Here is a 21,920-nt window from a genome sequence, read left to right on the forward strand (position 1 = left end):
CGCCCGGCGTTCAGCCGCGCCGGCTCGGGATCCAGCTCGTGTCGCGTTCCGGACTTTGCGGCAGCGCGGCGAGGACCGCGAGCGCGTCGCGGTCGTCGATCGTGATGACCCCGCGGCGCCACGTCGCGATCCCCGAGGTCCGCAGCTGGCGCAGCGTCCGGTTGACATAGACCGGGGTCAGCCCGGTCATGTCGCCGATGTCCTCCTGCGTCAGCGGCACCGGCACGACATTCTCGATCGTCGGGTCGTTGCGCCGCAGCCGGGTGCGCAGTTCGAGGATCAGCGCGGCGATCCGACTCGCCGCGCTGGTCCGCCCGATCGACGCCAGCCGCTCCATCAACACGACACGCTCCTGCTGCGAGACGAGGAACAGCAACGCCGCGAGCCGCGGGTTGCTGCTGAAGACCTGCCCGATCGCTGCGGTCTCGATCACGCCGAGCTTCGCCGCCGAGACCGCTTCGATCGTGTCGCACGCGGTCGGGGCGGCAAGGCTCGGCATCCCGACCAGATCGCCGGGCAGATGAACCTTGACGATCTGCCGCGCGCTCTCGCCGACGATGATGCTGCACGCAACCCAGCCGCTCAGCAGCATATAGACCTGCGGGTCGGGCGAGCCCTGCATCCGCAGGGTATCACCACGCTTCAACCCGATCGTCGGCCCGGCGAGCCGCCGGAAGGTATCAATGTCGTCGTCGTCCGCACAGGTGAACGCCTTGAAGCGCTCATAATCCCAGCCAGCATCCATTCTTCTCAGCCAATCGATCGTAAGTCTTTGGCGCGACCCCTAAATTTTGCGCGTGACTTGGCAAGGTGAGATATGGTGCACGGCCTTAACCTGGATCACCAAAGTGGGACTCGGCGGCCTACGGACGCAATCGACGGGGGTTAATCGATTACCCACGCCGCCCGGGGCAGCCCTTGTGCGTAGAGCAGCGTGGTCAGATCGCCATGGTCGATCCTCGCCGCCGCCGCCGCCGCGACGATCGGCTTGGCGTGATACGCGACGCCCAGGCCGGCCGCTTCGATCATCGCCAGGTCGTTCGCGCCGTCGCCGACCGCCAGCGACTGTCCCTCGACCAGCTGCCCGTCAGCGATTGCCGCGCGCAGCGTCGTCAGCTTGGTCTGCGATCCGACGATCGGCTTTTCGACCGCCCCCGTCAGCACGCCGTGCTCGACCTTCAGGACATTGGCGATCGCGCGGTCGAAACCGATCTCGCGCGCGACCGGCTCAGCAAAACGCGTGAACCCGCCCGAGACGAGCACCGTCGCGGCCCCTTGGGCGCGCATCGTCCGCACCAGCGCCTTGGCGCCCGGCATGATCCGAACCCGTTCGGAAAGGCAGCGTTCGATGTCGCTCTCAGCCAGCCCCTCAAGCAGCGCGACGCGCGCATCGAGTGCCGCCTCGAAGTCCAGTTCGCCGCGCATCGCGCGCTCGGTGATCTCGGCGATCTGCGGCTTGATCCCCGCATAGTCGGCGAGCTCGTCGATGCACTCAACGGTGATCATCGTCGAGTCCATGTCGGCGATCAGCAGCGCCTTGGTACGGGTCAGGCTCGACTGCACGACCACATCGGTCTTGCCGAACGCCCCCTCGAGCGCGGTCCGCGCCGCATCGGGCGCCATGCCGAAGATCAGGTCGGCGGCGTCGCCCTCGTCGATCCAGCCGCTCGCACCCGGCGCGCAGCCCGCATCGCGGAGCCGGTCCATCGCGGTCGAAATATCGCCTGCGGTCAGCGTGCCCGAGGCTATAAGCGTTGCCGTGAACATCAATAATCTCCCGAAGGTCGCGCTCATCGCAGGGCCGACCGCGAGCGGCAAGTCCGCGCTCGCGCTTGCCATTGCCGCGCGCCACGACGGCGTCGTCATCAATGCCGATTCCGCGCAGGTCTATGCCGATCTCCGGATCCTCACCGCGCGTCCTTCGGCCGAAGAGGAAGCGAGCGCCCCGCACCGCCTGTTCGGCCATGTCGACGCCGCCGACGCGACCTACTCCGCCGCGCGCTGGGCCGCCGAGGCGACGCGGGCGATCGACGAGGTGGTGGCGGAGCGCAGACTGCCGATCCTGGTCGGCGGCACCGGGCTCTATATCCGCACGCTGCTCGACGGCATCGCCCCCGTCCCCGCGATCGACCCCGACCTTCGCGAGCAGGTCCGCGCACTTCCAGTCGCCGAGGCGCATGCCGCCCTCGCTTTGCTCGACCCGCCCGCCGCCGCACGGCTCAACGCCGCCGATACCACACGCGTCGCGCGCGCACTGGAGGTGGTCCGCGGGACCGGCCGCACGCTCGCCGACTGGCAGACCGAACGGGTGGGTGGGATCGGCGACCGGCTGGACGTCCGCGCGCTGATCCTGATCCCCGACCGCGACTGGCTGAACGCGCGCATCGACCAGCGCTTCGCCGAGATGGCCGAGACCAGCCAAGCGGAAGTCACCGCACTCCTCGCCCGCACCGACATCCCGCAGGACGCGCCGATCCGCCGCGCGATCGGCGTTCCCGAGATCGCCGCGCTCGTGCGCGGAGAGATGTCGAAAACCGACGCGATCGCGGCGGGATCGCTTGCCACGCGGCGCTATGCCAAGCGGCAATATACCTGGCTTCGCCACCAACCGCCGGCCGCCTGCACGCGCACGGACGCGCTCGATTTTTCGACGCGCTTGCAGCAATTTGAAACTATATTGCTAAAGTGATGTTTGACACGCATCTTTTATATCGGTAGCCGCCCCCTCCACGAGGCGCTAAAGGCGGCGCATTCGAAAGGATTTTGACGTGATGACCGAGAAGAGTGGAGCCGATATCCTGATCGAGGCGCTGTGCGATCTCGGCGTGGAGGTCGTGTTCGGCTATCCGGGTGGTGCCGTGCTGCCGATCTACGACGCGCTGTTTCGCAGCGGCCGGATCAAGCACATCCTGGTGCGCCACGAACAGGCGGCGACGCATGCGGCGGAGGGTTATGCCCGCTCGACCGGCAAGCCCGGCGTGGTGCTCGTCACCTCGGGGCCCGGCGCGACCAATGCGGTCACCGGGATCACCGATGCGCTGATGGATTCGATCCCGATGGTGGTGATCACCGGCCAGGTGCCGACCGCGCTGATCGGCACCGACGCGTTCCAGGAGGCCGATACCGTCGGCATCACGCGCCATTGTTCGAAGCATAATTATCTCGTGAAGGATCCGGCGAAGCTCGGCGGGGTGATCCACGAGGCGTTCCACATCGCCACCTCGGGTCGTCCGGGGCCGGTGGTCGTCGACATCCCCAAGGACGTGCAGGTCGCGACCGCGCGCTATGCGAAGCCCGGCCCGATCCAGCACAAGACCTATCGCCCGCAGGTGAAGGCCGACCAGAGCCAGATCGAGCAGCTGGTGGACATGCTCGCCGCGGCCGAACGTCCGATCCTGTACACCGGCGGCGGCATCATCAATTCGGGCCCGGCCGCGAGCCAGCTGCTGTGCGAGCTCGTTCGCATCACCGGCGCACCGGTAACGTCGACGCTGATGGGCCTCGGCGCCTATCCTGCGAGCGGCGAGCAGTGGCTCGGCATGCTCGGGATGCATGGCACCTACGAGGCCAACATGGCGATGAACCAGGCCGACCTCGTCGTCGCGCTCGGCAGCCGATTCGACGACCGCGTGACCGGACGGCTCGACGCGTTCAGCCCGAATTCGCGCAAGGTGCATATCGACATTGATCGCTCGTCGGTGAACAAGACGGTGCGCGTCGATCTCGGCATCATCGCGGACGTCGGCCATGCGCTCGAGGACATGGTGCGGATCTGGAAGAGCCGTCAGCATCCCAAGCCTGACACCACCGACTGGCAGCGGCGGATCGCCGGCTGGCGTGCGGTCAAGTGCCTCGACTTCCCCGAGAACGACCCGAACGAAATCATGCCGCAGCGCGCGATCCGGGCGCTGTTCGACGCGACCAAGGCACGCAACCCGATCATCACGACCGAGGTCGGCCAGCACCAGATGTGGGCCGCGCAGCATTTCGGCTTCGAAAAGCCGAACAAGTGGCTGACCAGCGGCGGTCTCGGCACGATGGGCTACGGCCTGCCCGCCGCGATCGGCGCGCAGCTCGGCAACCCGAACGCGCTGGTGATCGACATCGCCGGCGAGGCGTCGATCCAGATGAACATCCAGGAGCTGGCGACCGCTACCCAATACCGGCTGCCGGTGAAGATCTTCATCCTCAACAACCAGTATATGGGCATGGTCCGCCAGTGGCAGGAGCTCACCTATGAGAGCCGCTATGCCGAGAGCTATTCGGATTCGCTGCCCGATTTCGTCCGGCTTGGCGAGGCTTATGGCTGGAAGGGCATCCTGATCGAGACGCGCGACCAGCTCGACAGCGGGATCGCCGAGATGCTGGCCCATGACGGCCCGGTGATCGTCGATTGCCGCGTGTCGCAGCTGACCAACTGCTTCCCGATGATCCCGAGCGGTGCTGCGCATACCGACATGATCCTGCAGGCGAACGAAGTGTCGGGCACGATGGACGACGAAGCGAAGGCACTGGTTTGATGCATATTTCCCAGGAAAAGGCCGAGCGGCACACGCTCGCCGTGATCGTCGACAACGAACCGGGCATCCTCGCCCGGATCGCCGGCCTGTTCACCGCGCGCGGCTATAATATCGAGAGCCTGACCGTCTCGGAGATCACCGCCGACAAGGCGGTCAGCCGGATCACGATCGTCACCAGCGCATCGCCCGCGACGATGGAGCAGATCCTCGCGCAACTCGACCGGCTCGTCCCCGTCCACAAGGTCACCGACCTGACCGCGCAGGGCGCGCACGTCGAGCGCGAGCTGGCGCTGGTCAAGGTGCGCGGCACCGGCGACCACCGGATCGAGGCGCTCCGCCTCGCCGACGTCTACCGCGCGCGCGTGGTCGATGCGACGACGTCGAGCTTCGTGTTCGAGGTGACCGGCGGCATCGACAAGATCGACAAATTCGTCGAACTGATGGGCGAAGTCGGCCTGATCGAAGTCGCCCGCACCGGCATCGTCGCAATCGCACGCGGCAAAGAGCCGGCCTGAATTTACCCCGTCATCCCGACGCAAGTCGGGACACAGAACCACGAACGGCGCCGCCTGGAACCCTGGGTTCCGGCGTTCGCCGGAATGACGAAAGAAGGAAGAATATAATGCGTGTCTATTACGATCGCGACGCCGACCTGAACCTGATCACCGACAAGAAGATCGCGATCGTCGGTTACGGCTCGCAGGGCCATGCGCACGCGCAGAACCTGCGCGATTCGGGCGTCAAGGACGTCGCGATCGCGCTGCGCGAGGGCTCGCCAACCGCCAAGAAGGCGATCGAGGCCGGGTTCGCAGTCAAGTCGAACGCCGAGGCGGCCGCCTGGGCCGACATCGTCATGATCCTCGCGCCCGACGAGCATCAGGCCGCGATCTATGCGACCGACCTGCACGACAATCTGAAGCAGGGTGCGACGATCGCGTTCGCGCACGGCCTCAACGTCCATTTCGGCCTGATCGAGCCACGCGCCGATCTCGACGTCATCATGATCGCGCCCAAGGGCCCCGGCCACACCGTGCGCAGCGAATATGTCCGCGGCGGCGGCGTCCCCTGCCTGATCGCGATCGACCAGGACAAGTCGGGCAACGCGCACGACATCGCGCTCGCCTATGCATCGGGCGTCGGCGGCGGCCGCTCGGGCATCATCGAGACCAATTTCCGCGAGGAATGCGAGACCGATCTGTTCGGCGAGCAGGCCGTGCTCTGCGGCGGCATCACCCACCTGATCCAGGCCGGGTTCGAGACGCTGACCGAAGCCGGCTACGCCCCCGAAATGGCCTATTTCGAGTGCCTGCACGAGACCAAGCTGATCGTCGATCTGCTCTATGAGGGCGGCATCGCCAACATGCGCTATTCGATCTCGAACACCGCCGAATATGGCGACATCACCACGGGTCCGCGGATCATCACCGACGAGACGAAGAAGGAAATGAAGCGCGTGCTGGCCGACATCCAGTCGGGCCGGTTCGTGAAGAACTTTATCCTCGACAACCGTGCGGGCCAGCCCGAACTGAAAGCGGCGCGCAAGCAGGCGCTGGCGCATCCGATCGAAAAGATCGGCAGCGAACTGCGCGGCATGATGCCGTGGATCGGGAAGAACGCGCTGGTGGATAAGGCGAAGAACTAAGCGCGAGCGCGGCCGGCACGACGGAGCCCGCCCATAGGGCGCGGCTTCGCCGTGGCCGACGGGCGGGCGTGGGGAGTGCGCTTCGCTCGCCCAGCACTATGCGACGCCACCCCGGCGAAGGCCGGGGCCCAGTTGGGAAGGTCCGAGTAACGAAGCGCCGTCTTCCGTTATCACCGTCCCCCAACTGGGCCCCGGCCTTCGCCGGGGTGGTGGTGTTTTGGGGGAAGCTCTCATCTCCCCCGCCACTCCGGCTCTTACGCCACTCCCGGTCGCCGCTCCCCTCGTTTGCCGGGACCTTCCCGCCCCCCGCCCTCCCCGTTCCCCCGCGAAGGCGGGGGTCCAGGTCTCGGGCGGTGATCGTGGTTTAGCTGGGCCCCCGCGTCCGCGGGGGAACAGGCTCCCCCCCCACCGACCCAAATCCGAAACACAGCGTTGGCATAACGTCATTTGACGCGCTCCCTCCGCTCGGCCAGCATCGCGCGTTCAACAGGAGACCCCGCATGCGCCTAGCCCTAGCCACCATCCTCGCCCTCACCGCCGCCCCCGTCCTGGCCCAGACCGCCGCCGTCCCCGGCGCCCCCGTCAAGGCGCGCGTCGCCGCCGGCACCTATGCCGTCGACGCCAACCACACCCAGGTGACGTGGCAGCTCAACCACATGGGCTTCTCGATGCTCGAGGGGCAGCTCGGCGCATCGGGTGGCAGCATCACGATCGATCCGGCCAAGCCGAACGCGACCAAGGTCGAGGTCAATTTCGCGATCGACCAGCTGTCGGTCACGTCCGCGCCGTTCGCGGGCCATCTGAAGTCGAAGGACTTTTTCGACGCCGCGACCTATCCGACCGCCAAGTTCGTCTCGACCAAGGTCGTCGCGACCGGCGACAAGGCGACCATCACCGGTGATCTCACGCTCAAGGGCGTCACCAAGCCGGTCGTGCTGCAGGCGACGTTCGTCGGCGCGGGCGCGAATCCGATGAACAAGAAGCTGAACTTCGGCTTCCGCGCGACGACCTCGATCAAGCGCAGCGATTTCAACATCGGCGCCTATGCCCCCGTCGTGTCGGACAAGGTCGACCTGACGATCAACGCGGCATTCGCTGCGCAATAATACGTACGCCCACCCTATCGCGCTGGACATTTACCGTGTCCGCGCGATAGGGAAGACGCAATGTCTCACGGTCGCCTCCTGCTGCTTCGACTTACGCGCCCTTAGGCGCGCCGATCGTTTGCGTGGTGGCCAGCCCCCGCGCCTCGCGCCTAAGGGCTGACCCGAACGCTCCCGATCACGAGAGACACGAGCCATGCTGCGCGACCCATCGACCAAATACCGACCCTTCCCGCCAATCGACCTGCCCGACCGCCAATGGCCGTCCAAGACGATCGTCAAGCCGCCGCGCTGGCTGTCGACCGATCTGCGCGACGGCAACCAGGCGCTGATCGACCCGATGGATGCCGAGAAGAAGACGCGCTTCTTCGACCTGCTCTGCAAGGTCGGGCTGAAGGAAATCGAGGTCGGCTTCCCCAGCGCGGGCGCGACCGAATTCGATTTCATATCCGGCCTGGTCAAGACAGGCCGCATCCCCGACGACGTATCGATCCAGGTGCTGACCCAGTCGCGCCGCGACCTGATCGAGACGAGCTTCGCCAGCCTCGTCGGCGCGAAGACTGCGATCGTCCACCTCTACAACGCGGTGTCGCCGGCATGGCGCAAGATCGTGTTCGGGATGGACCGCGCGCAGGTGAAGCAGATCGCGATCGACGGCGCCAAGGTGCTGCGCGACGAGGCCGCGAAACAGCCGGATGTCCGCTGGCAGTTCGAATACAGCCCAGAGACCTTCTCGACCGCCGAACTCGAGTTCAGCCTCGAGGTCTGCGAGGCGGTGATGGACGTCCTGATGCCGACGCCCGACAATCCGATCATCTTCAACCTGCCCGCCACCGTCGAGTGCGCGACGCCGAACATCTATGCCGACCAGATCGAATGGTTCGGCCGCCACATCCGCAACCGCGATTCAGTCGCGATCAGCCTGCACACGCATAACGACCGCGGTACCGGCGTCGCCGCGGCCGAGCTCGGCATGATGGCGGGTGCGGACCGCGTCGAGGGCTGCCTGCTCGGCAATGGCGAGCGCACCGGCAATTGCGATCTCGTGACCGTCGCGCTCAACATGTACACGCAAGGCGTCGATCCGAAGCTCGACCTGTCGGACATCGACGCGGTGGTGAACACGGTCAACTACTGCACCAACATCCCCGTCCATCCGCGCACGCCCTACGCAGGCGACCTCGTCTTCACCGCGTTTTCGGGCAGCCATCAGGATGCGATCAAGAAGGGATTCGCTGCGCAGGAAGCGAAGAACGACACATTGTGGGAGGTCCCCTACCTGCCGATCGACCCCGCCGATCTCGGTCGCAGCTACGAGGCGGTGATCCGCGTCAACTCGCAGTCGGGCAAGGGCGGCGTCGCCTGGGTGATCGAGCAGGACAAGGGGCTGAAGCTGCCCAAGCGGTTGCAGGCCGATTTCAGCCGTCACGTCCAGGCCTATGCCGACGAGACGAGCCGCGAACTGAATGCGGCGGATATCTGGCAGCTGTTCGAGCGGACCTATTTGCCGCACGCCGACGACCGCGTGGAGCTCCGCGACTATGAGGAAAGCGGCACCGCGGGGCAGCGCGTCTTCATTGGCCGCGTCGCGATCGATGGCGAGGAACGGTCGATTTCGGGGCGCGGCAACGGGCTGATCTCGGGCGTGATCGCGGCGATCGCGGAGTCGACCGGGCCGACGCTCGATGTGGTGGATTATAACGAGCATGCGATCGGCCATGGTGCCGATGCGCAGGCGGCCGCCTATGTCGAATGCCGGGCCGCGGCGGGCAAGACGGTATTTGGCGTCGGCATGGACACCGACATCGCCACCGCTTCGGTTCGCGCCGTCCTCAGCGCCGCCAACCGCGCCTGACACCCGGAAGGGCGGCCACCGGTCAAGCCGGTGGCCGTTCTTTCAGGCGAGCTTCGCCATTAGCGTCTGGGCTGCCTTTTCCGACGATGCGGGGTTCTGCCCGGTGATCAGCAGGCCGTCCTCGACGACATGCACGCCCCAGTCGGCGGTCTTCGAATATTTGCCTCCCTGCTGGGCGAGCATGTCCTCGACGAGGAACGGCACGATATCGCTGAGCCCGACCGCGGCCTCTTCGCTGTTGGTGAAGCCGGTGACCGTCTTCCCCTTCACCAGCGGCGAGCCATCGGCCGCCTTCACGTCGCGCAGCACGCCGGGCGCATGACAGACCAGCGCGACGGGCTTGCCCGCGCCGATGGTCGTCTCGATCAGCGCGATAGACGCCGGGTCGTTGGCGAGATCCCAGAGCGGACCGTGACCGCCTGGATAGAACACCGCGTCGAAGTCGGCGATCTTCATTTCGGACAGTTTCCGCGTGTCGGCGAGCGCTGCGCTGGCCTCCGCGTCCCCCTCGAACCGGCGCGTCGCATCGGTCTGCGCGTCGGGCTTCGCGCTGCTCGGATCGAGCGGCGGCTGGCCACCGGCCGGCGAGGCGAGCGTGATGGACGCGCCGGCATCCTTGAACACATAATAGGGTGCGGCAAGCTCTTCGAGCCAGAAGCCGGTCTTGCGGCCGGTATCGCCGAGATCGGCATGCGAGGTAAGGACGACGAGAATGTTCACCATAAGTCTCCGAATGAGGGGGTTATGGGCAGGGAACGAGCCGGCGCCGGGATCGGCGCCGCTCATGGGCACCAAATGCGCCCGGTCGTGGGACTATTGCCTCCACTAGATCGCACGCTCCCGCACGATCCGGCACCCGATCGCGGCATCGGGGTAGATGTCGGTCTTCATCGTCTCGACCTCGACCCGCCTCACCCGCGCGTCACCCAGGCACAGCGCCGCAATCGCCTCGCACAGCGTCTCCTGCAACGCGAACGGACGCTCCGCCGCCATCGCCAGGATCCCGGCGCGGACGAAGTCGTAATCGAGCACCTCGCCGATCGCGTCCTCGCCAAGCGGCCCCGGATACACCACCGTCATCTCGACCGATACGACCACGCGTTGCGGCGCCACCTCATGCGGGTGGATCCCGAGCCGCATCATGACGTCGAGCCCATCGAGGATCGTCGTAAACTCAGCCATGTCGCCCCCCATGGTCCCGATCGAACATCACGTCGCCGTCGCGCGCCAGAAACCGTTGGCCACAATCGACGAACATATTCTGCCCGGTCACGCCCCTAGCCGTCAGCAGCCATGCGACCGCATCCGCGACCGCCTTCGCCCCGACCGGGCGCTGGAGCAGGTTGTCGCTCGCCACTGCCTCGAATTCCGCGGCGGTCTGGTCACCGCTCGGCAGCGTCAGCCCTGGCGAGACCGCGTTGACGCTGATCCGGGGGCCCAGCGCCTGCGCCAGCATCACCGTCGCCCCCTCCAGCGCGATCTTGCCGCAGCTATAGGAGAAGAAATCGGGGTTAAGGTTGACGACCTTCTGGTCGAGCAGATTGACGATCGCGCCGTCACGGACATCCTCCTGCGACGCCAGCGCCGAGGCGAGCAGCACCGGCGCGCCGCAGTTGATCGCAGCGAGCTCGGCGAACAGCGCAGGATCGACCGCGGGCGGTCGATCGAACGCGAACTTCGATGCGCAATTGACCAGCCCGTCGATCGGACCGCCGATCGCGCCCCGCGCCGCCGCGAACAGATCGCCGACCCCGTGCAGATCGCTCAGATCACCCTCGACCGCCGCCGCGCGGCCGCCGGTCGCGACGATCTCGTCGACCAGCGCCGCGGCCTCCTTGGGCGAGTGCCCCTGATGCACGACCACCGCATGCCCGTCCGCCGCCAGCCGCCGGACGATCGCAGCGCCCAAGCGCTTCGCCCCGCCGGTGACCAGGACGGTTCGGATCATGCGCGCGCGCCCATCAGCGACAGCACCTCCTTGCGGCTGCGCTCGTCCTCGCGGAACACGCCCATCATCCGGCTGGTGACCATCGTCACCCCCGGCGTCCGAACGCCGCGCGCCGCCATGCAGGCATGCGTCGCCTCGATCACGACCGCGACGCCCTGCGGCTTTAGCTGCTCCCAGATGCAGTCGGCCACCTCCGCGGTCAGCCGCTCCTGCACCTGCAACCGGCGGGCAAAGCCGTGCAGCACGCGCGCCAGCTTCGAGATGCCGACGACATGGTTGCGCGGCAGATAGGCGATGTGCGCCTTGCCGATGATCGGCGCCATGTGATGCTCGCAATGCGACTGGAACGGGATATCCTTCAGCAGGACGATCTCGTCATAGCCGCCGACCTCCTCGAACACGCGTTCGAGATGCCGCGCCGGATCGTCGCCATAGCCCGCGCAATATTCCTTCCACGCGCGCGCGACCCGGCGCGGGGTGTCGACCAGCCCTTCGCGCGTCGGATCGTCGCCGGTCCAGCGGATCAGCGTCCGGATCGCCGCCTCGACCTCCTGCGGAACGATCAGCTTGCCATCCGGGCCGACGGCCGGCTCGGCATCCGCAAAAGGCGTTTCGGCGATCATCACAGCGCTCCATCATTCCGCCGCAGGCCGGCGTGCAAGGTCCTCGGTACGAAAGCCCGACCGAGGTATCATAATATCGACAATATCGCAGCGGACTCCCGCCCGCCGCGCGCCATGCGGCCGTCCGCGGCCCGAACACAAGGGCCACATCATATCGCTTGCGTTACGGCGTGTCAGGCGCGCCGCAGCCGTTCCGCATGCCAGGCGACATGATCCGGCATGAAGGTCGATATGAAATTATAGCTATGGTCGTACCCCGGCTGCATCCGCAACGTCAGGTCGATCCCCGCCGCCGCGCACGCGTCCGCCAGCAGCGCCGGCTTCAGCTGTTCGTCGAGGAAGCCGTCGGCCTCCCCCTGATCGACGAGGATGTCGGCCACCCGCGCGCCATCGGCGATCAGCGCACACGCGTCGTAAGCACGCCAGTCGGCACGGTCCGGCCCCAGATAGCCCGTGAGCGCCTTTTCACCCCAGGGGCAGTGCAGCGGCGCGACGATCGGCGCGAAGGCCGACACGCTGCGGAACCGGTCGGGATTGCGCAGCGCGATCGTCAGCGCGCCATGCCCGCCCATCGAGTGCCCGGTGATCCCCTGCCGCGTCATGTCCGCCATCGGAAACTCCGCCGCGATCAGCGCGGGGAGTTCGTCCTCGACATAGCGCTTCATGTTGAAGTTCGCGGCCCAGGGCTGCTCGGTCGCATCGACGTAGAAGCCCGCGCCCTGGCCGAAATCATAGGCGTCGTCGTCGGGAACCCCCTCTCCGCGCGGACTCGTGTCGGGCGCGATCAGGATCACGCCGTGCTCTGCGCAGGCGCGGCGATACTCGCCCTTGTCCATGACATTGGCATGCGTGCAGGTCAGCCCCGACAGGAACCACAGAACCGGCAAGCGCGCATCCGGCGCGTGCGGCGGGATATAGACGGCAAAGGTCATGTCGGTGCCGGTCGCGGTCGACGCGTGGCGATAGACGCCCTGCGTGCCGCCGAACGCCGTGCTGGTCGATAGCGTCTCCATCACGCGACCCGGTGAGCGGCGCAGAGCTTGTTGCCCGACGGGTCGCGCAGATACGCCAGATACAGGGTGCGACCTGCGGTGCCGTGCCGGACGCCGGGCGGATCCTCGCAGGCGGTGCCGCCATGCGCGAGCCCCGCGGCATGCCAGGCGTCGGCCGCCTCGGGCGAGGCCGCGACGAACCCCATCGTGCTGCCATTGCCGTGGGTGGCCGGCTGCCCGTCGATCGGCTTGGTCAGCAGGAAGCGGCCGCCAGCGTGCGCATAGACGAGCCGGCCCCACTCATCGACGACGCCCTCGGGCACGCCAAGGGCACCCAGGCTCGCGTCGTAAAACGCTTTCGATGCCGCGATATCGTCGGCGCCGAGCATGACATGGCTAAACATGGCGTATTCCTCAGTAGATCACGACGGAGCGGATGCTCTCGCCGGCGTGCATCAGGTCGAACCCCTTGTTGATCTCGTCGAGCGTCAGGCGGTGCGTGATCATCGGGTCGATCTCGATCTTGCCGTCCATATACCAGTCGACGATCTTGGGCGTGTCAGTACGTCCCCGCGCGCCACCGAACGCGGTCCCGCGCCAGTTGCGTCCGGTGACGAGCTGGAACGGCCGCGTGCTGATCTCCTTGCCCGCCTCGGCCACGCCGATCACGATCGAGGTGCCCCAGCCGCGATGACACGCCTCGAGCGCCTGGCGCATGACGGTCGTGTTGCCCGTCGCGTCGAACGTGTAATCCGCGCCGCCGTCGGTCAAAGCGACGATATGCTGGACGATGTCGCCCACATCCTTCGGGTTGGCGAAATGCGTCATGCCGAAGCGGCGACCCCATTCCTCGCGGTCGGGATTGATGTCGACGCCGACGATCATCCCTGCGCCCGCCAGTCGCGCGCCCTGGATCACGTTCAGCCCGATCCCGCCGAGCCCGAACACCACGACCGTATCGCCGGGCTGGACCTTCGCGGTGTGGACGACCGCGCCGACACCCGTCGTCACGCCGCAACCGACATAGCAGGAGGTGTCGAACGGCGCGTCGGGGCGGATCTTGGCCAGTGCGATCTCGGGCAGCACGGTGAAGTTCGAAAAGGTCGAGCAGCCCATGTAATGGAAGATCGGCTGGCCCTTGTAGCTGAACCGCGTCGTGCCGTCGGGCATCAGCCCTTTCCCCTGCGTCGCGCGGATCGCGGTGCACAGATTGGTCTTCTGGCTCAGGCACGACTTACACTGGCGGCATTCGGGGGTGTAGAGCGGGATGACGTGATCGCCGACCGCGACGCTGGTCACGCCCGCGCCGATCTCGCGGACGATGCCCGCCCCTTCATGCCCCAGCACGCTCGGGAAAAGGCCTTCCGAATCAAGTCCGTCGAGCGTGTAGGCATCGGTGTGACAGATGCCCGTGGCCATGATTTCGACCAGAACTTCGCCGGATTTGGGTCCCTCGAGGTCGAGCTCGACGATCTCGAGCGGTTTTTTCGCCTCGAAGGCTACGGCGGCGCGGGTCTTCATGCATGGGTCTCCTTGGTGGCGCATCAGATGAACCGCAGCCCCTGGGTCTGCAACCGCGGATCATGCAACAAAACCCGCACCTCTGCGCTTGATCGTTGAATATCAAGGAGATGGTGTGATGAAGGATCCGAAAAAGGGCGACGAGGTCACCTGGAAATCCCCCGGCGGCACCGCGCACGGCACGGTCGAAAAGAAGCAGACCAGCGACACGACGATCAAGGGCCACACCGTCCGCGCGTCCAAGGACGAGCCGCAATTCATCGTAAAGAGTGACAATGGCGGCAAGGCAGCGCACAAGGCGGGCGCGCTCAACAAGGCGTGACCACGCGTGCAGTGCCTAACGCACGCATGCGAACAGGAAGGAATGCTTATGGCTACAGCTCCCAAGACCGGCGGCATCCACGCCCCCGTCCAGCCCTCTCCCGAGCTCGGCGAGATCGTCGGTAACGACAAGCTCCCGCGCAGCGAAGTGATCAGCAAGGTCTGGGTCTATATCAAGGCCCACAATCTGCAGAACCCTGAGAACAAGCGCGAGATCCTCGCCGACGAGAAGCTGAAGAAGGTCTTCGGCCGTGACAAGTGCACCATGTTCGAGATGAACAAGTACATCTCGCAGCACGTCAAGGCCTAAGCCTGACCGGGACGCCAGGCGACGTTGCCACCTCCGCGGAGGGGTCAACGTCGCCTGATTGCTCCTGACCCCTCGCGACCCGGCCGCGTCAGACGACAACCCCGGTCGCCGGCCAATCTACATCCCTGACGCGTGTCGCGATGCCCGCAGGCGGCGGATCGCTTGATAATGTCGGTGGTGGTGACCCCGAGTGGATTTGAACCACTGGCCCCCAGATTAGGAATCTGGTGCTCTATCCGGCTGAGCTACGGGGCCACGCACGTGACGTCCATACTAGCCCCATTCCCGTCGGTCCAGACTGCGCGCGTCCGCCGACGCAGGCGATTATGACAGCCAGACCCTAATCTGCGCGGCGGAAAGTCGGGCGAACGCTGGATCGCGAACCTGTGCCCTGCCCAAACAGGCTAGGCCGTCGAAAAGGCGCATCATTCAAACCACCTATGCAACTGTTAACAAACGCATTACAGTTTTGTGACAGGGTAATTGGGGGCCGTGATGAAAAAAATGATCGCCACGGCTGCAAAACCCATGCTGATCGGCCTGGGGGTCATTCTAGCGATCGACCTTGTCATACTCGGGATGTTCCTGCGCTGGGCCTATGTCGAGCACGCGAATGTGACGGAGAGCATGCTCTATGGTCAGCTGCTCTACTCGTCCGTCGACGGATCGTTGATGGAGATCTGGGGATATCTCAAGGAACTGACGATCATCGGCCTCGCGCTCTATGCGTTTCTCCACGCGAAGGAGCTTTTCTACGCGGCCTACGCGCTCCTGTTTCTGGTGGTACTCGCCGACGACTCGCTGCGGCTTCACGAGCATTTCGGCGCGGTACTGTCGCAGTATGCCGTGATCGGACCTCATGGCGAAATTCTCGCACAGGCAATCTTGAGCGGCATTCCCCTGGCGCTAACCCTGTTGGGCATGGTCAGGCTTGCCCGCGATCGCATCGCCCCCGCACTCATGCTGCTCTTCGGTTTCTGCGTCACCGCGTTCTTCGCCGTGGTCGTCGACAAGCTCCATGAGATGCTGATCGGCGCCGCGCATTTCCAGACGATCAGCACGCTCGTAGAAGATGGCGGCGAACTGATAAGTCTGACGCTCATCCTCGCCATATGGGGCATTTTCGGCCGTATGATCGTGCCGCACGTGACAAGGGGCATGATGCCGCACGATGCGCTTGAGGTTGCTTAGCGACAACTGAGCCGCTCCACGTCGCTGACACGGGAGCACGGCGACGTGTTGCCAATCGCGCGATCATCCACGACGCGGCATGGATTTGACCTGTCCCGTCTTGACCTTGGTTAGCTGCCCGCGGTGTCTTGCAATTCGAGCGGACGTCCGCTTAAGGCCCGTAAAGTACGCATTTGGCGGCTCAATCCAGGACTTCGAAGATGCCAAATAGCGTTTCGCCGACGAGCGCAGTTCCGATGAATACGCCCGAGATCTGCGTCGTGATCCCGGCTTATCGTGCGGCCCAGTTCATCGGCAAGGCGATCGACTCTGCCCTGTCCCAGACCGGCGTCGCGCTCGAAGTGATCGTCGTCGACGATCATTGTCCTGATGACACGCACGCAACCGTGACGGCGCGCTATGGTCATGTCGCAAACCTCTCCGTGGTCCGGCTCGACCGGAACGGCGGCCCATCGGCAGCGCGCAATGCGGGATTTGCGGCGGCTCGCGCGCCGTGGATCGCCGTGCTCGATGCTGATGACGCGTTCGAACCCGGCCGGTTGCGGCACCTCCTCGACGTGGCCGGTGCGTTTGCCGCCGATATGGTTGCGGACAATGTGCGATTTCTGGACGAGGCCCAGGCGGCGTTGAGCCCACCGCAAATCCAGGCGATCCGGTCCGCCACCGAGATTGACCGTTATGCCTTCGTTGCGGCGGCCCGGCCGTTCAACCAGGACATGGACTATGGCTTGCTCAAACCGATGTTCCGCCGTCAGTTTCTCGAAGACCACGCTATTCGCTATGATCCGGCCATCCGCCATGGTGAAGACTTCAAGATGTATTTCGATGCCATGCTGTGCGGGGCAAAGTTCGTCATTACCCCGCAACCCGGCTATGTCTGGACGCTGCGCACATCGGGCAAAAGCCAGACGACCGTCGATTATACGGCGCAGATCGCGATGAGCGAATCGCTGGCGAAACGCTCCGACGTCGTCGATGACGGTCGGCTGGTCTCGCTATTGCACGATCGCCAACAGGCGCTTGGCCGGCTCGAGACCTTGAACGGATTCCGCCACGCGGTGCAGTCAGGCAAGCGCGTCCAGGCCATCCGGCTGTTCCTTGGACATCCCTTCATCGTGCGGCAATATGCCGGGCGCGCGATCAGGAAGGTCGCACGACTGATCCGCTAGCGCCGCCGCGCATCGCGTGCGCGCATACCCCAAGCCGTATACTTCGCAACGACAGTGATAGAGTGAGCCCGAGACGATGCGTATGCGCAAGTCAATTGGATGGATGGCCGGTTCGCAGGCAATATATTTCATACTCCAGCTGGTCAGCTCGGTCGTATTGGCGCGCATCCTCACCCCGTACGAGGTCGGCATTTTCGCTGTCGCCTTTGCGGCCAGCGGACTGATCTCCATCATTCAGTCGCTCGGATTGAACAATTATCTCATCCGCGAGAAGAATCTTACGGCAGAATTGTCGTCGACCGTCTTCAGCATCAATCTCGGCGTCGCAATCGTCCTGGCCTTCATCATTGCCGGGTTCGGCCTGGTGAGCGGTGCGGTCTTCAACGAGCCTGCCGTCCGGCCCGTGTTGTTCTGTCTGGCGATAATCCCGATCATCACGGCCGCCGGCTTCATGCCCCTGACGTTGCTCGAGCGTGACGGCGATTTCAAAGCCGTGTCGATCATCAAGATGCTGGCGACGGCGTCGGGCACGATCGCCACCGTGGCCTTCGCGGTCGCGGGCCAGAGCTATATGAGCTTTGCCTATGGGCAGATCATCGCCGCCTTGATCAGCACCGTGATGGCGATCGGCCTCGCGCCGCATCATGCCAGGGTCAGGGTCGGGTTCGACAACTGGCGCGACGTGCATCGGTTCAGCATCAACGTGCTCGCCACGCTGGGCATTTCCCGGGTCTTCTCGCGGTTGCAGGATATGGCGCTCGGCCGCTTGCTGGGGTTGGCCGCGCTCGGCTTATATTCCAGGTCCGGCAACATTTTCAGCATGTTGTGGGACAGCGTGTTCCTGGTGATCTGCCGCATCATGTTCGTCGATTTTGCCGCGGGGATCCGCGCCGGCTTGCCGATCGGGCCGCGCTATCAGAACGCGCTGGCCCTGTTCACCGCGCTGATGTGGCCGACTTTCCTGGGGCTTGGCGTGCTGTCGGGGCCGTTCGTGCTGCTCATCTATGGCGCGAAATGGGTTTCGATCGCGATGTGCCTGTCGATCCTGTGCGTCGTCGGCGTGTTCAACACCGCCATCGCGATGGCGTGGGATCTGTTCATCATCGCCGACGAAACCGGCCGTCAGGCACGCTTCGAGTTCGTGCGCAGCATCGTCGGCTTCGTCGTATTCTCGGCAGCCTGCTTCATCAGCATCGAGGCCGCCGCGATGGCGAAGGTCATCGATGCGATTTTTGCCTGCGTGCTCTACATGCCGCATATTCGCCGGATCACGGACAGCCAGTACCGGGACATGTTCGCCATCTATCTGCGCAGCGGAATGGCCACCAGCGTCGCGATCGCGCCGGCGATCATCGTCATGGCCTGGCATGGCTGGGCCGCGACGACGCCGCTGGTCCCGATCGTCCTGGCCGTCGGCATCGGCATCGCCCTGTGGGGCATCGCGCTGCGGCTGCTGAAGCATCCGTTGTTCTTCGAGATCAAGTCCGCGCTGAAACCAGTGCTCGCGCGCGTTACGGGGTAAGGCCGGGCGACCCCATCTTTAGTTGATCGTATCGGGTGGCGTGACCGGGAGGGGCAGCGGCAGCACGGCGACGCCGTCCTCGACCAGCGCCCTGGCCTCGGCGAGGCTCGCCTGGCCGTGGATCGGTTCGGGGGCCTCGTCGCCCAGGTGCATCGCGCGCGCGCGATCCGCGAAGGCGCCGCCGACCCACCGCGATGACGCGAGCAGTTCGGCCTGTTTCGATGCCAGCATCGTCAACATCGCCTTCATCCGCGCAGGCGTCGGCCCCTCGGGCACGCGGTTGCCCTTGCCCGAGACGGCCGGCGCCATCACCGCCTTGCCCACCTCGGCATCGCCGCAGAGCGGGCATTCGACCTGACGGGCTGCGCGCTGCGCCTCATAGGCCGCGCTCGAGCCGAACCACGCCTCGAACACATGCCCGGTGCCGCATTTCAGGTCGAAGACGATCACCGGATCACAGCCACGGAGGGGATCGGCCGCCGATGTTCGAGCGCCGGGATCCTGGCGCGGACGTCCGTCACGCTGTCGGGGCTGATCTCGGCATAGCCGAGCCCTGCCGCCTCACCCATGTCGAGCACGACCGTGCCCCAGGGATCGATGACCAGCGAATGGCCATAGGTCGCGCGACCATCGGCGTGGACGCCGGTCTGCGCCGCGGCGACGACGTAGGAGGCCGATTCGATCGCCCGGGCGCGGAGCAGGACATGCCAATGCGCGGCCCCCGTCGGCCTGGTGAACGCCGCCGGGACCGAAAGGACCGTCGCGCCGGCATCGCTCATTGCGCGGTACAGGTCGGGAAAGCGCAGGTCATAACAGATCGATGCGCCCAGCATGCCGATCGGCGTCTGCGTGACGATCGCCGCGTCCCCCGCGGCATAGGCCGCGGATTCACGCCAGCTTTCTCCCGTCGGCAGATCGACATCGAAGAGGTGGAGCTTGTCGTAGCGCGCGCGGATACTGCCCGCCGGATCGATCACGAACCCGCGATTGGCAAACCGGCCGTCTGCCCGGCGGACGGCGAGCGAGCCAAGATGCACCCAGATCGCCGCCTCGGCCGCAGCGGCGCAGACGCGAGCGAGCACAGTATCGTCGGCCTCCGCCACGATCGACGCGGCGGCCCGCGCGCGATCGCGGTCGATCAGACCCGACATTTCCGGGGTGAACAGCATCACCGCGCCCTGCCCTGCCGCCGACCGGATCGCAGCGATCAGCGTTGCAGCATTGACCGCGGGATCGATCCCGCTGGTCATCTGCAAAAGCGCGATGCGGGGCATCAGGCCAGGAGCGGGTCGAGCCCACCCCGGGCATCGAGTGCGGCAAGGTCGTCAGACCCGCCGATATGCTTCCCGTCGATGAACACCTGCGGCATGGTCATGCGACCGCCCGAGCGCTCGACCATCTCCTTCTTCTTCGGCCCGCCCATCGTCACGTCGAACGTTTCAGGTTCGACGCCCTTGGCGGCAAGGAGCTTCATCGCCCGCGTGCAATAGGGGCAGAATTGCTTGATGTAGATTTCAACTTTAGCCATTATTTTCAGGTGTGGTCTGACCGCGCGCTTGTCAATAATCGGTGTCGTCCAGAACACGCGCCCAGCACAGGATCGTCACCGATTCAGCCCCCGCCGCGAGCAGCGCGCCCGTGCACGCCGCGCTCGTCGCCCCGCTCGCATAGATGTCGTCGATCAGCACGACCGCCCTGCCGCGCAGCCGGTCGCGCCCGCCCGCCGCGACGGCGAAGGCGCCCGCCACCGCCCTGCCGCGCTGACGCCTGCCGAGCCCGCGCAGCACGGTCGTTTGCCGCGTCCGGACGAGGACATTCAAGTCGGCGGGCACGGTCGACAGGTTCGCGAGCGTCGTCGCGATGAGCGCCGCCTGGTTGAACCCGCGCGACCAGAGCCGCCAGCGGTGCAGCGGCACGGGCACGATCAGCGCCGCCTGCTCGGGCATGAGCCGGTGCATGGCGCGCGCCATCGTCGCGGCGAACGCGGTTCGGCCACCATATTTCAACCGCAGCGCTAGGCCGCGTGCCACCGGTCCATAGGCGACCACGGCGCGGACGCCCGCGTGACGCGGCGGCTGGGTGAGGCACGCGGCGCACAATGCGCCGTCGCCGCGATCATGCGCGAAGGGCCGGTTGCACGCGGCACACCAGGGCGGACCGAGAAAGTGCAGGCCGTTCCAGCAGCTTGCGCAGAACCGATGGTCCGCCGCCACCGGACTGCCGCAGCCGGGGCAGCGCGGCGGCAGCGCCAGCCGGATCACCGCGCCAATCGGATCGAGCAACCGCATCCGCCCTTGTCGTCAAAGCATGCAGACGGCACAAGCGCGGCGTGCAGATCCCAGACCCCAGCCAAGGCAGCGCCCCGGAAATCTTCGACCGGGTCGCCCGCCGCCAGCGCCGCGACCGCGCGCGCGCTGCCTATGCCGACGCGGATTTCGTGCGCGCGACGATGCTCGACGGGATCGCCGAGCGGCTCGATGCGGTGACGCGGGACTTTGCCGACATTCTCGATCTCGGCTGTTTCGACGGCGCGTTCGTCGCGCCCTCGGGAGCACGGGTCGTACGCTGCGATGCGGGCCATGGCTTTGCCGCGCAAGCGGGCGGCGTCCAGGCCGACGAGGACCGGCTGCCCTTTGCTGACGCATCGTTCGACCTCGTCGTCAGCGCGGGCGTGCTCGACCAGGTCAACGACCTGCCCGGCGCGCTGTCGCTGATCCGCCGCGTGCTGCGCCCGGATGGACTGTTCCTCGGCGCGTTCGTCGGGGCCGGGAGCCTGCCGGCACTTCGCCAGGCGTTGCGGGTGGCGGAGGCGGAGCGACCCGCCGCGCGGCTGCATCCGCAGATCGACGTCCGTTCGGCGGGCGATCTGCTGATGCGCGCGGGGTTCGCGTTGCCGGTGGCGGACATCGAGACGCTGAACGTCGGCTACCGCGATGTCGGGCGACTGCTCGGCGATCTTCGCGGGATGGCGGCGACGAACGTGCTCGCGGGGCGCAGCGCACTCGGCCGGCAAGCGCTGGCGGGGCTCGCACAGGCCTTTGCCGATCTCGCCGACGCGGACGGGCGGACTGCCGAACGGTTCGAGATCATCTTCCTCACCGGCTGGTCCCCCGCCCCGTCACAGCCCAAGCCGGCGCGACGCGGCAGCGGTACCGCCTCGCTCAGCGATGCACTGCGGACCCGGCCCCGCGACCCGACCTGAG

Annotated in this window: 25 protein-coding genes and 1 tRNA gene; 12 read left to right on the top strand and 14 right to left on the bottom strand. The window is 66.0% G+C overall.

The genetic code is table 11. The annotated features are described in order from the left end of the window. Positions 1-10: 10 nt before the first annotated feature. Positions 11-745, bottom strand: a complete 735-nt coding sequence (locus J3A66_RS05945; RefSeq protein WP_056405459.1) for a Crp/Fnr family transcriptional regulator — start codon at positions 743-745, stop codon at positions 11-13. Positions 746-885: 140 nt separating this feature from the next. Next, positions 886-1,767 carry a phosphoserine phosphatase SerB gene (gene serB, locus J3A66_RS05950; RefSeq protein ID WP_209567728.1) on the bottom strand — a complete coding sequence of 294 codons (882 nt, stop codon included), beginning with the start codon at positions 1,765-1,767 and terminating at the stop codon, positions 886-888. Here serB and miaA point away from each other — a divergent pair. The 6 genes from miaA to leuA all read left to right on the top strand — a co-directional run bounded on the left by miaA (position 1,760) and on the right by leuA (position 9,120). Beyond that, on the top strand, positions 1,760-2,689 hold the full coding sequence (gene miaA, locus J3A66_RS05955; RefSeq protein ID WP_209567730.1) for a tRNA (adenosine(37)-N6)-dimethylallyltransferase MiaA: 930 nt from the start codon (positions 1,760-1,762) through the stop codon (positions 2,687-2,689). The genes serB and miaA overlap by 8 nt on opposite strands. An 82-nt stretch (positions 2,690-2,771) precedes the next feature. Then, entirely contained in the window at positions 2,772-4,520 is a 1,749-nt protein-coding gene (locus J3A66_RS05960) for an acetolactate synthase 3 large subunit (RefSeq protein ID WP_037530175.1), read from the top strand. Next, the gene (gene ilvN / locus J3A66_RS05965; protein WP_031395186.1) at positions 4,520-5,035 is read left to right on the top strand and encodes an acetolactate synthase small subunit; all 516 of its coding nucleotides are present in this window, start codon (positions 4,520-4,522) and stop codon (positions 5,033-5,035) included. The genes J3A66_RS05960 and ilvN overlap by 1 nt, the downstream gene beginning before the upstream one ends. A 107-nt stretch (positions 5,036-5,142) precedes the next feature. Beyond that, positions 5,143-6,162, top strand: coding sequence for a ketol-acid reductoisomerase (gene ilvC / locus J3A66_RS05970; RefSeq protein ID WP_209567732.1), 1,020 nt, complete (start codon positions 5,143-5,145; stop codon positions 6,160-6,162). 500 nt (positions 6,163-6,662) lie between these two features. Further along, positions 6,663-7,268, top strand: coding sequence for a YceI family protein (locus J3A66_RS05975; protein ID WP_056405452.1), 606 nt, complete (start codon positions 6,663-6,665; stop codon positions 7,266-7,268). 193 nt (positions 7,269-7,461) lie between these two features. Further along, positions 7,462-9,120 carry a 2-isopropylmalate synthase gene (gene leuA, locus J3A66_RS05980; RefSeq protein WP_209567734.1) on the top strand — a complete coding sequence of 553 codons (1,659 nt, stop codon included), beginning with the start codon at positions 7,462-7,464 and terminating at the stop codon, positions 9,118-9,120. A gap of 42 nt (positions 9,121-9,162) precedes the next feature. On the opposite strand, the gene J3A66_RS05985 is transcribed toward leuA, so the two are convergent. The 7 genes from J3A66_RS05985 to J3A66_RS06015 all read right to left on the bottom strand — a co-directional run bounded on the left by J3A66_RS05985 (position 9,163) and on the right by J3A66_RS06015 (position 14,204). Then, entirely contained in the window at positions 9,163-9,840 is a 678-nt protein-coding gene (locus J3A66_RS05985) for a type 1 glutamine amidotransferase domain-containing protein (protein ID WP_209567736.1), read from the bottom strand. A gap of 105 nt (positions 9,841-9,945) precedes the next feature. Next, the gene (locus J3A66_RS05990; protein WP_209567737.1) at positions 9,946-10,302 is read right to left on the bottom strand and encodes a dihydroneopterin aldolase; all 357 of its coding nucleotides are present in this window, start codon (positions 10,300-10,302) and stop codon (positions 9,946-9,948) included. Continuing rightward, positions 10,295-11,068: an SDR family NAD(P)-dependent oxidoreductase gene (locus J3A66_RS05995; protein ID WP_209567740.1), complete on the bottom strand. Its 774-nt coding sequence runs from the start codon at positions 11,066-11,068 to the stop codon at positions 10,295-10,297. The genes J3A66_RS05990 and J3A66_RS05995 overlap by 8 nt, the downstream gene beginning before the upstream one ends. Further along, positions 11,065-11,691 carry a GTP cyclohydrolase I FolE gene (gene folE / locus J3A66_RS06000; protein WP_081874053.1) on the bottom strand — a complete coding sequence of 209 codons (627 nt, stop codon included), beginning with the start codon at positions 11,689-11,691 and terminating at the stop codon, positions 11,065-11,067. Before folE ends, J3A66_RS05995 begins: the two co-directional genes overlap by 4 nt. A 173-nt stretch (positions 11,692-11,864) precedes the next feature. Beyond that, positions 11,865-12,704 carry an S-formylglutathione hydrolase gene (fghA, locus tag J3A66_RS06005; RefSeq protein WP_209567742.1) on the bottom strand — a complete coding sequence of 280 codons (840 nt, stop codon included), beginning with the start codon at positions 12,702-12,704 and terminating at the stop codon, positions 11,865-11,867. Then, entirely contained in the window at positions 12,704-13,087 is a 384-nt protein-coding gene (locus tag J3A66_RS06010; protein WP_056680240.1) for a VOC family protein, read from the bottom strand. The genes fghA and J3A66_RS06010 overlap by 1 nt, the downstream gene beginning before the upstream one ends. Before the next feature lie 10 nt (positions 13,088-13,097). After that, entirely contained in the window at positions 13,098-14,204 is a 1,107-nt protein-coding gene (locus J3A66_RS06015; protein ID WP_031439099.1) for an S-(hydroxymethyl)glutathione dehydrogenase/class III alcohol dehydrogenase, read from the bottom strand. A 118-nt stretch (positions 14,205-14,322) separates the two neighbouring features. Here J3A66_RS06015 and J3A66_RS06020 point away from each other — a divergent pair, with 118 nt between their 5' ends. Together J3A66_RS06020 and J3A66_RS06025 are read left to right on the top strand one after the other, a co-directional pair. Beyond that, positions 14,323-14,526 carry a DUF2945 domain-containing protein gene (locus tag J3A66_RS06020; protein WP_031394798.1) on the top strand — a complete coding sequence of 68 codons (204 nt, stop codon included), beginning with the start codon at positions 14,323-14,325 and terminating at the stop codon, positions 14,524-14,526. Between the two features lie 48 nt (positions 14,527-14,574). After that, the gene (locus tag J3A66_RS06025; protein ID WP_031394799.1) at positions 14,575-14,835 is read left to right on the top strand and encodes an SWIB/MDM2 domain-containing protein; all 261 of its coding nucleotides are present in this window, start codon (positions 14,575-14,577) and stop codon (positions 14,833-14,835) included. A 178-nt stretch (positions 14,836-15,013) separates the two neighbouring features. On the opposite strand, the gene J3A66_RS06030 is transcribed toward J3A66_RS06025, so the two are convergent. Continuing rightward, positions 15,014-15,090, bottom strand: a tRNA-Arg gene (locus J3A66_RS06030). 240 nt (positions 15,091-15,330) lie between these two features. On the opposite strand from J3A66_RS06030, the gene J3A66_RS06035 reads away from it, so the two are divergent. From J3A66_RS06035 to J3A66_RS06045, 3 genes are all read left to right on the top strand, one after another. After that, entirely contained in the window at positions 15,331-16,026 is a 696-nt protein-coding gene (locus J3A66_RS06035; protein WP_209567744.1) for a hypothetical protein, read from the top strand. Positions 16,027-16,226: 200 nt separating this feature from the next. Further along, positions 16,227-17,195, top strand: coding sequence for a glycosyltransferase family 2 protein (locus J3A66_RS06040; RefSeq protein WP_209567746.1), 969 nt, complete (start codon positions 16,227-16,229; stop codon positions 17,193-17,195). A gap of 82 nt (positions 17,196-17,277) precedes the next feature. Beyond that, positions 17,278-18,717, top strand: a complete 1,440-nt coding sequence (locus tag J3A66_RS06045; protein ID WP_209567748.1) for an oligosaccharide flippase family protein — start codon at positions 17,278-17,280, stop codon at positions 18,715-18,717. A gap of 18 nt (positions 18,718-18,735) precedes the next feature. Here J3A66_RS06045 and J3A66_RS06050 read toward each other — a convergent pair whose 3' ends face one another. The 4 genes from J3A66_RS06050 to J3A66_RS06065 are packed head-to-tail and all read right to left on the bottom strand — an operon-like array spanning position 18,736 to position 21,005. Then, on the bottom strand, positions 18,736-19,167 hold the full coding sequence (locus J3A66_RS06050) for a DUF1178 family protein (protein ID WP_192139844.1): 432 nt from the start codon (positions 19,165-19,167) through the stop codon (positions 18,736-18,738). After that, positions 19,164-19,991: a carbon-nitrogen hydrolase family protein gene (locus J3A66_RS06055; protein WP_209567750.1), complete on the bottom strand. Its 828-nt coding sequence runs from the start codon at positions 19,989-19,991 to the stop codon at positions 19,164-19,166. Before J3A66_RS06055 ends, J3A66_RS06050 begins: the two co-directional genes overlap by 4 nt. Beyond that, positions 19,991-20,245: a glutaredoxin 3 gene (grxC, locus tag J3A66_RS06060; protein WP_031396302.1), complete on the bottom strand. Its 255-nt coding sequence runs from the start codon at positions 20,243-20,245 to the stop codon at positions 19,991-19,993. Before grxC ends, J3A66_RS06055 begins: the two co-directional genes overlap by 1 nt. Positions 20,246-20,276: 31 nt before the next feature. Next, positions 20,277-21,005, bottom strand: coding sequence for a ComF family protein (locus J3A66_RS06065; protein ID WP_245336712.1), 729 nt, complete (start codon positions 21,003-21,005; stop codon positions 20,277-20,279). 41 nt (positions 21,006-21,046) lie between these two features. Here J3A66_RS06065 and J3A66_RS06070 point away from each other — a divergent pair, with 41 nt between their 5' ends. Further along, positions 21,047-21,919, top strand: a complete 873-nt coding sequence (locus J3A66_RS06070) for a methyltransferase domain-containing protein (protein WP_348634001.1) — start codon at positions 21,047-21,049, stop codon at positions 21,917-21,919. Position 21,920: the final 1 nt, after the last annotated feature.

The organism is Sphingomonas sp. PvP018 (assembly GCF_017876865.1).
In the GTDB taxonomy this organism is placed as follows: domain Bacteria; phylum Pseudomonadota; class Alphaproteobacteria; order Sphingomonadales; family Sphingomonadaceae; genus Sphingomonas; species Sphingomonas aerolata.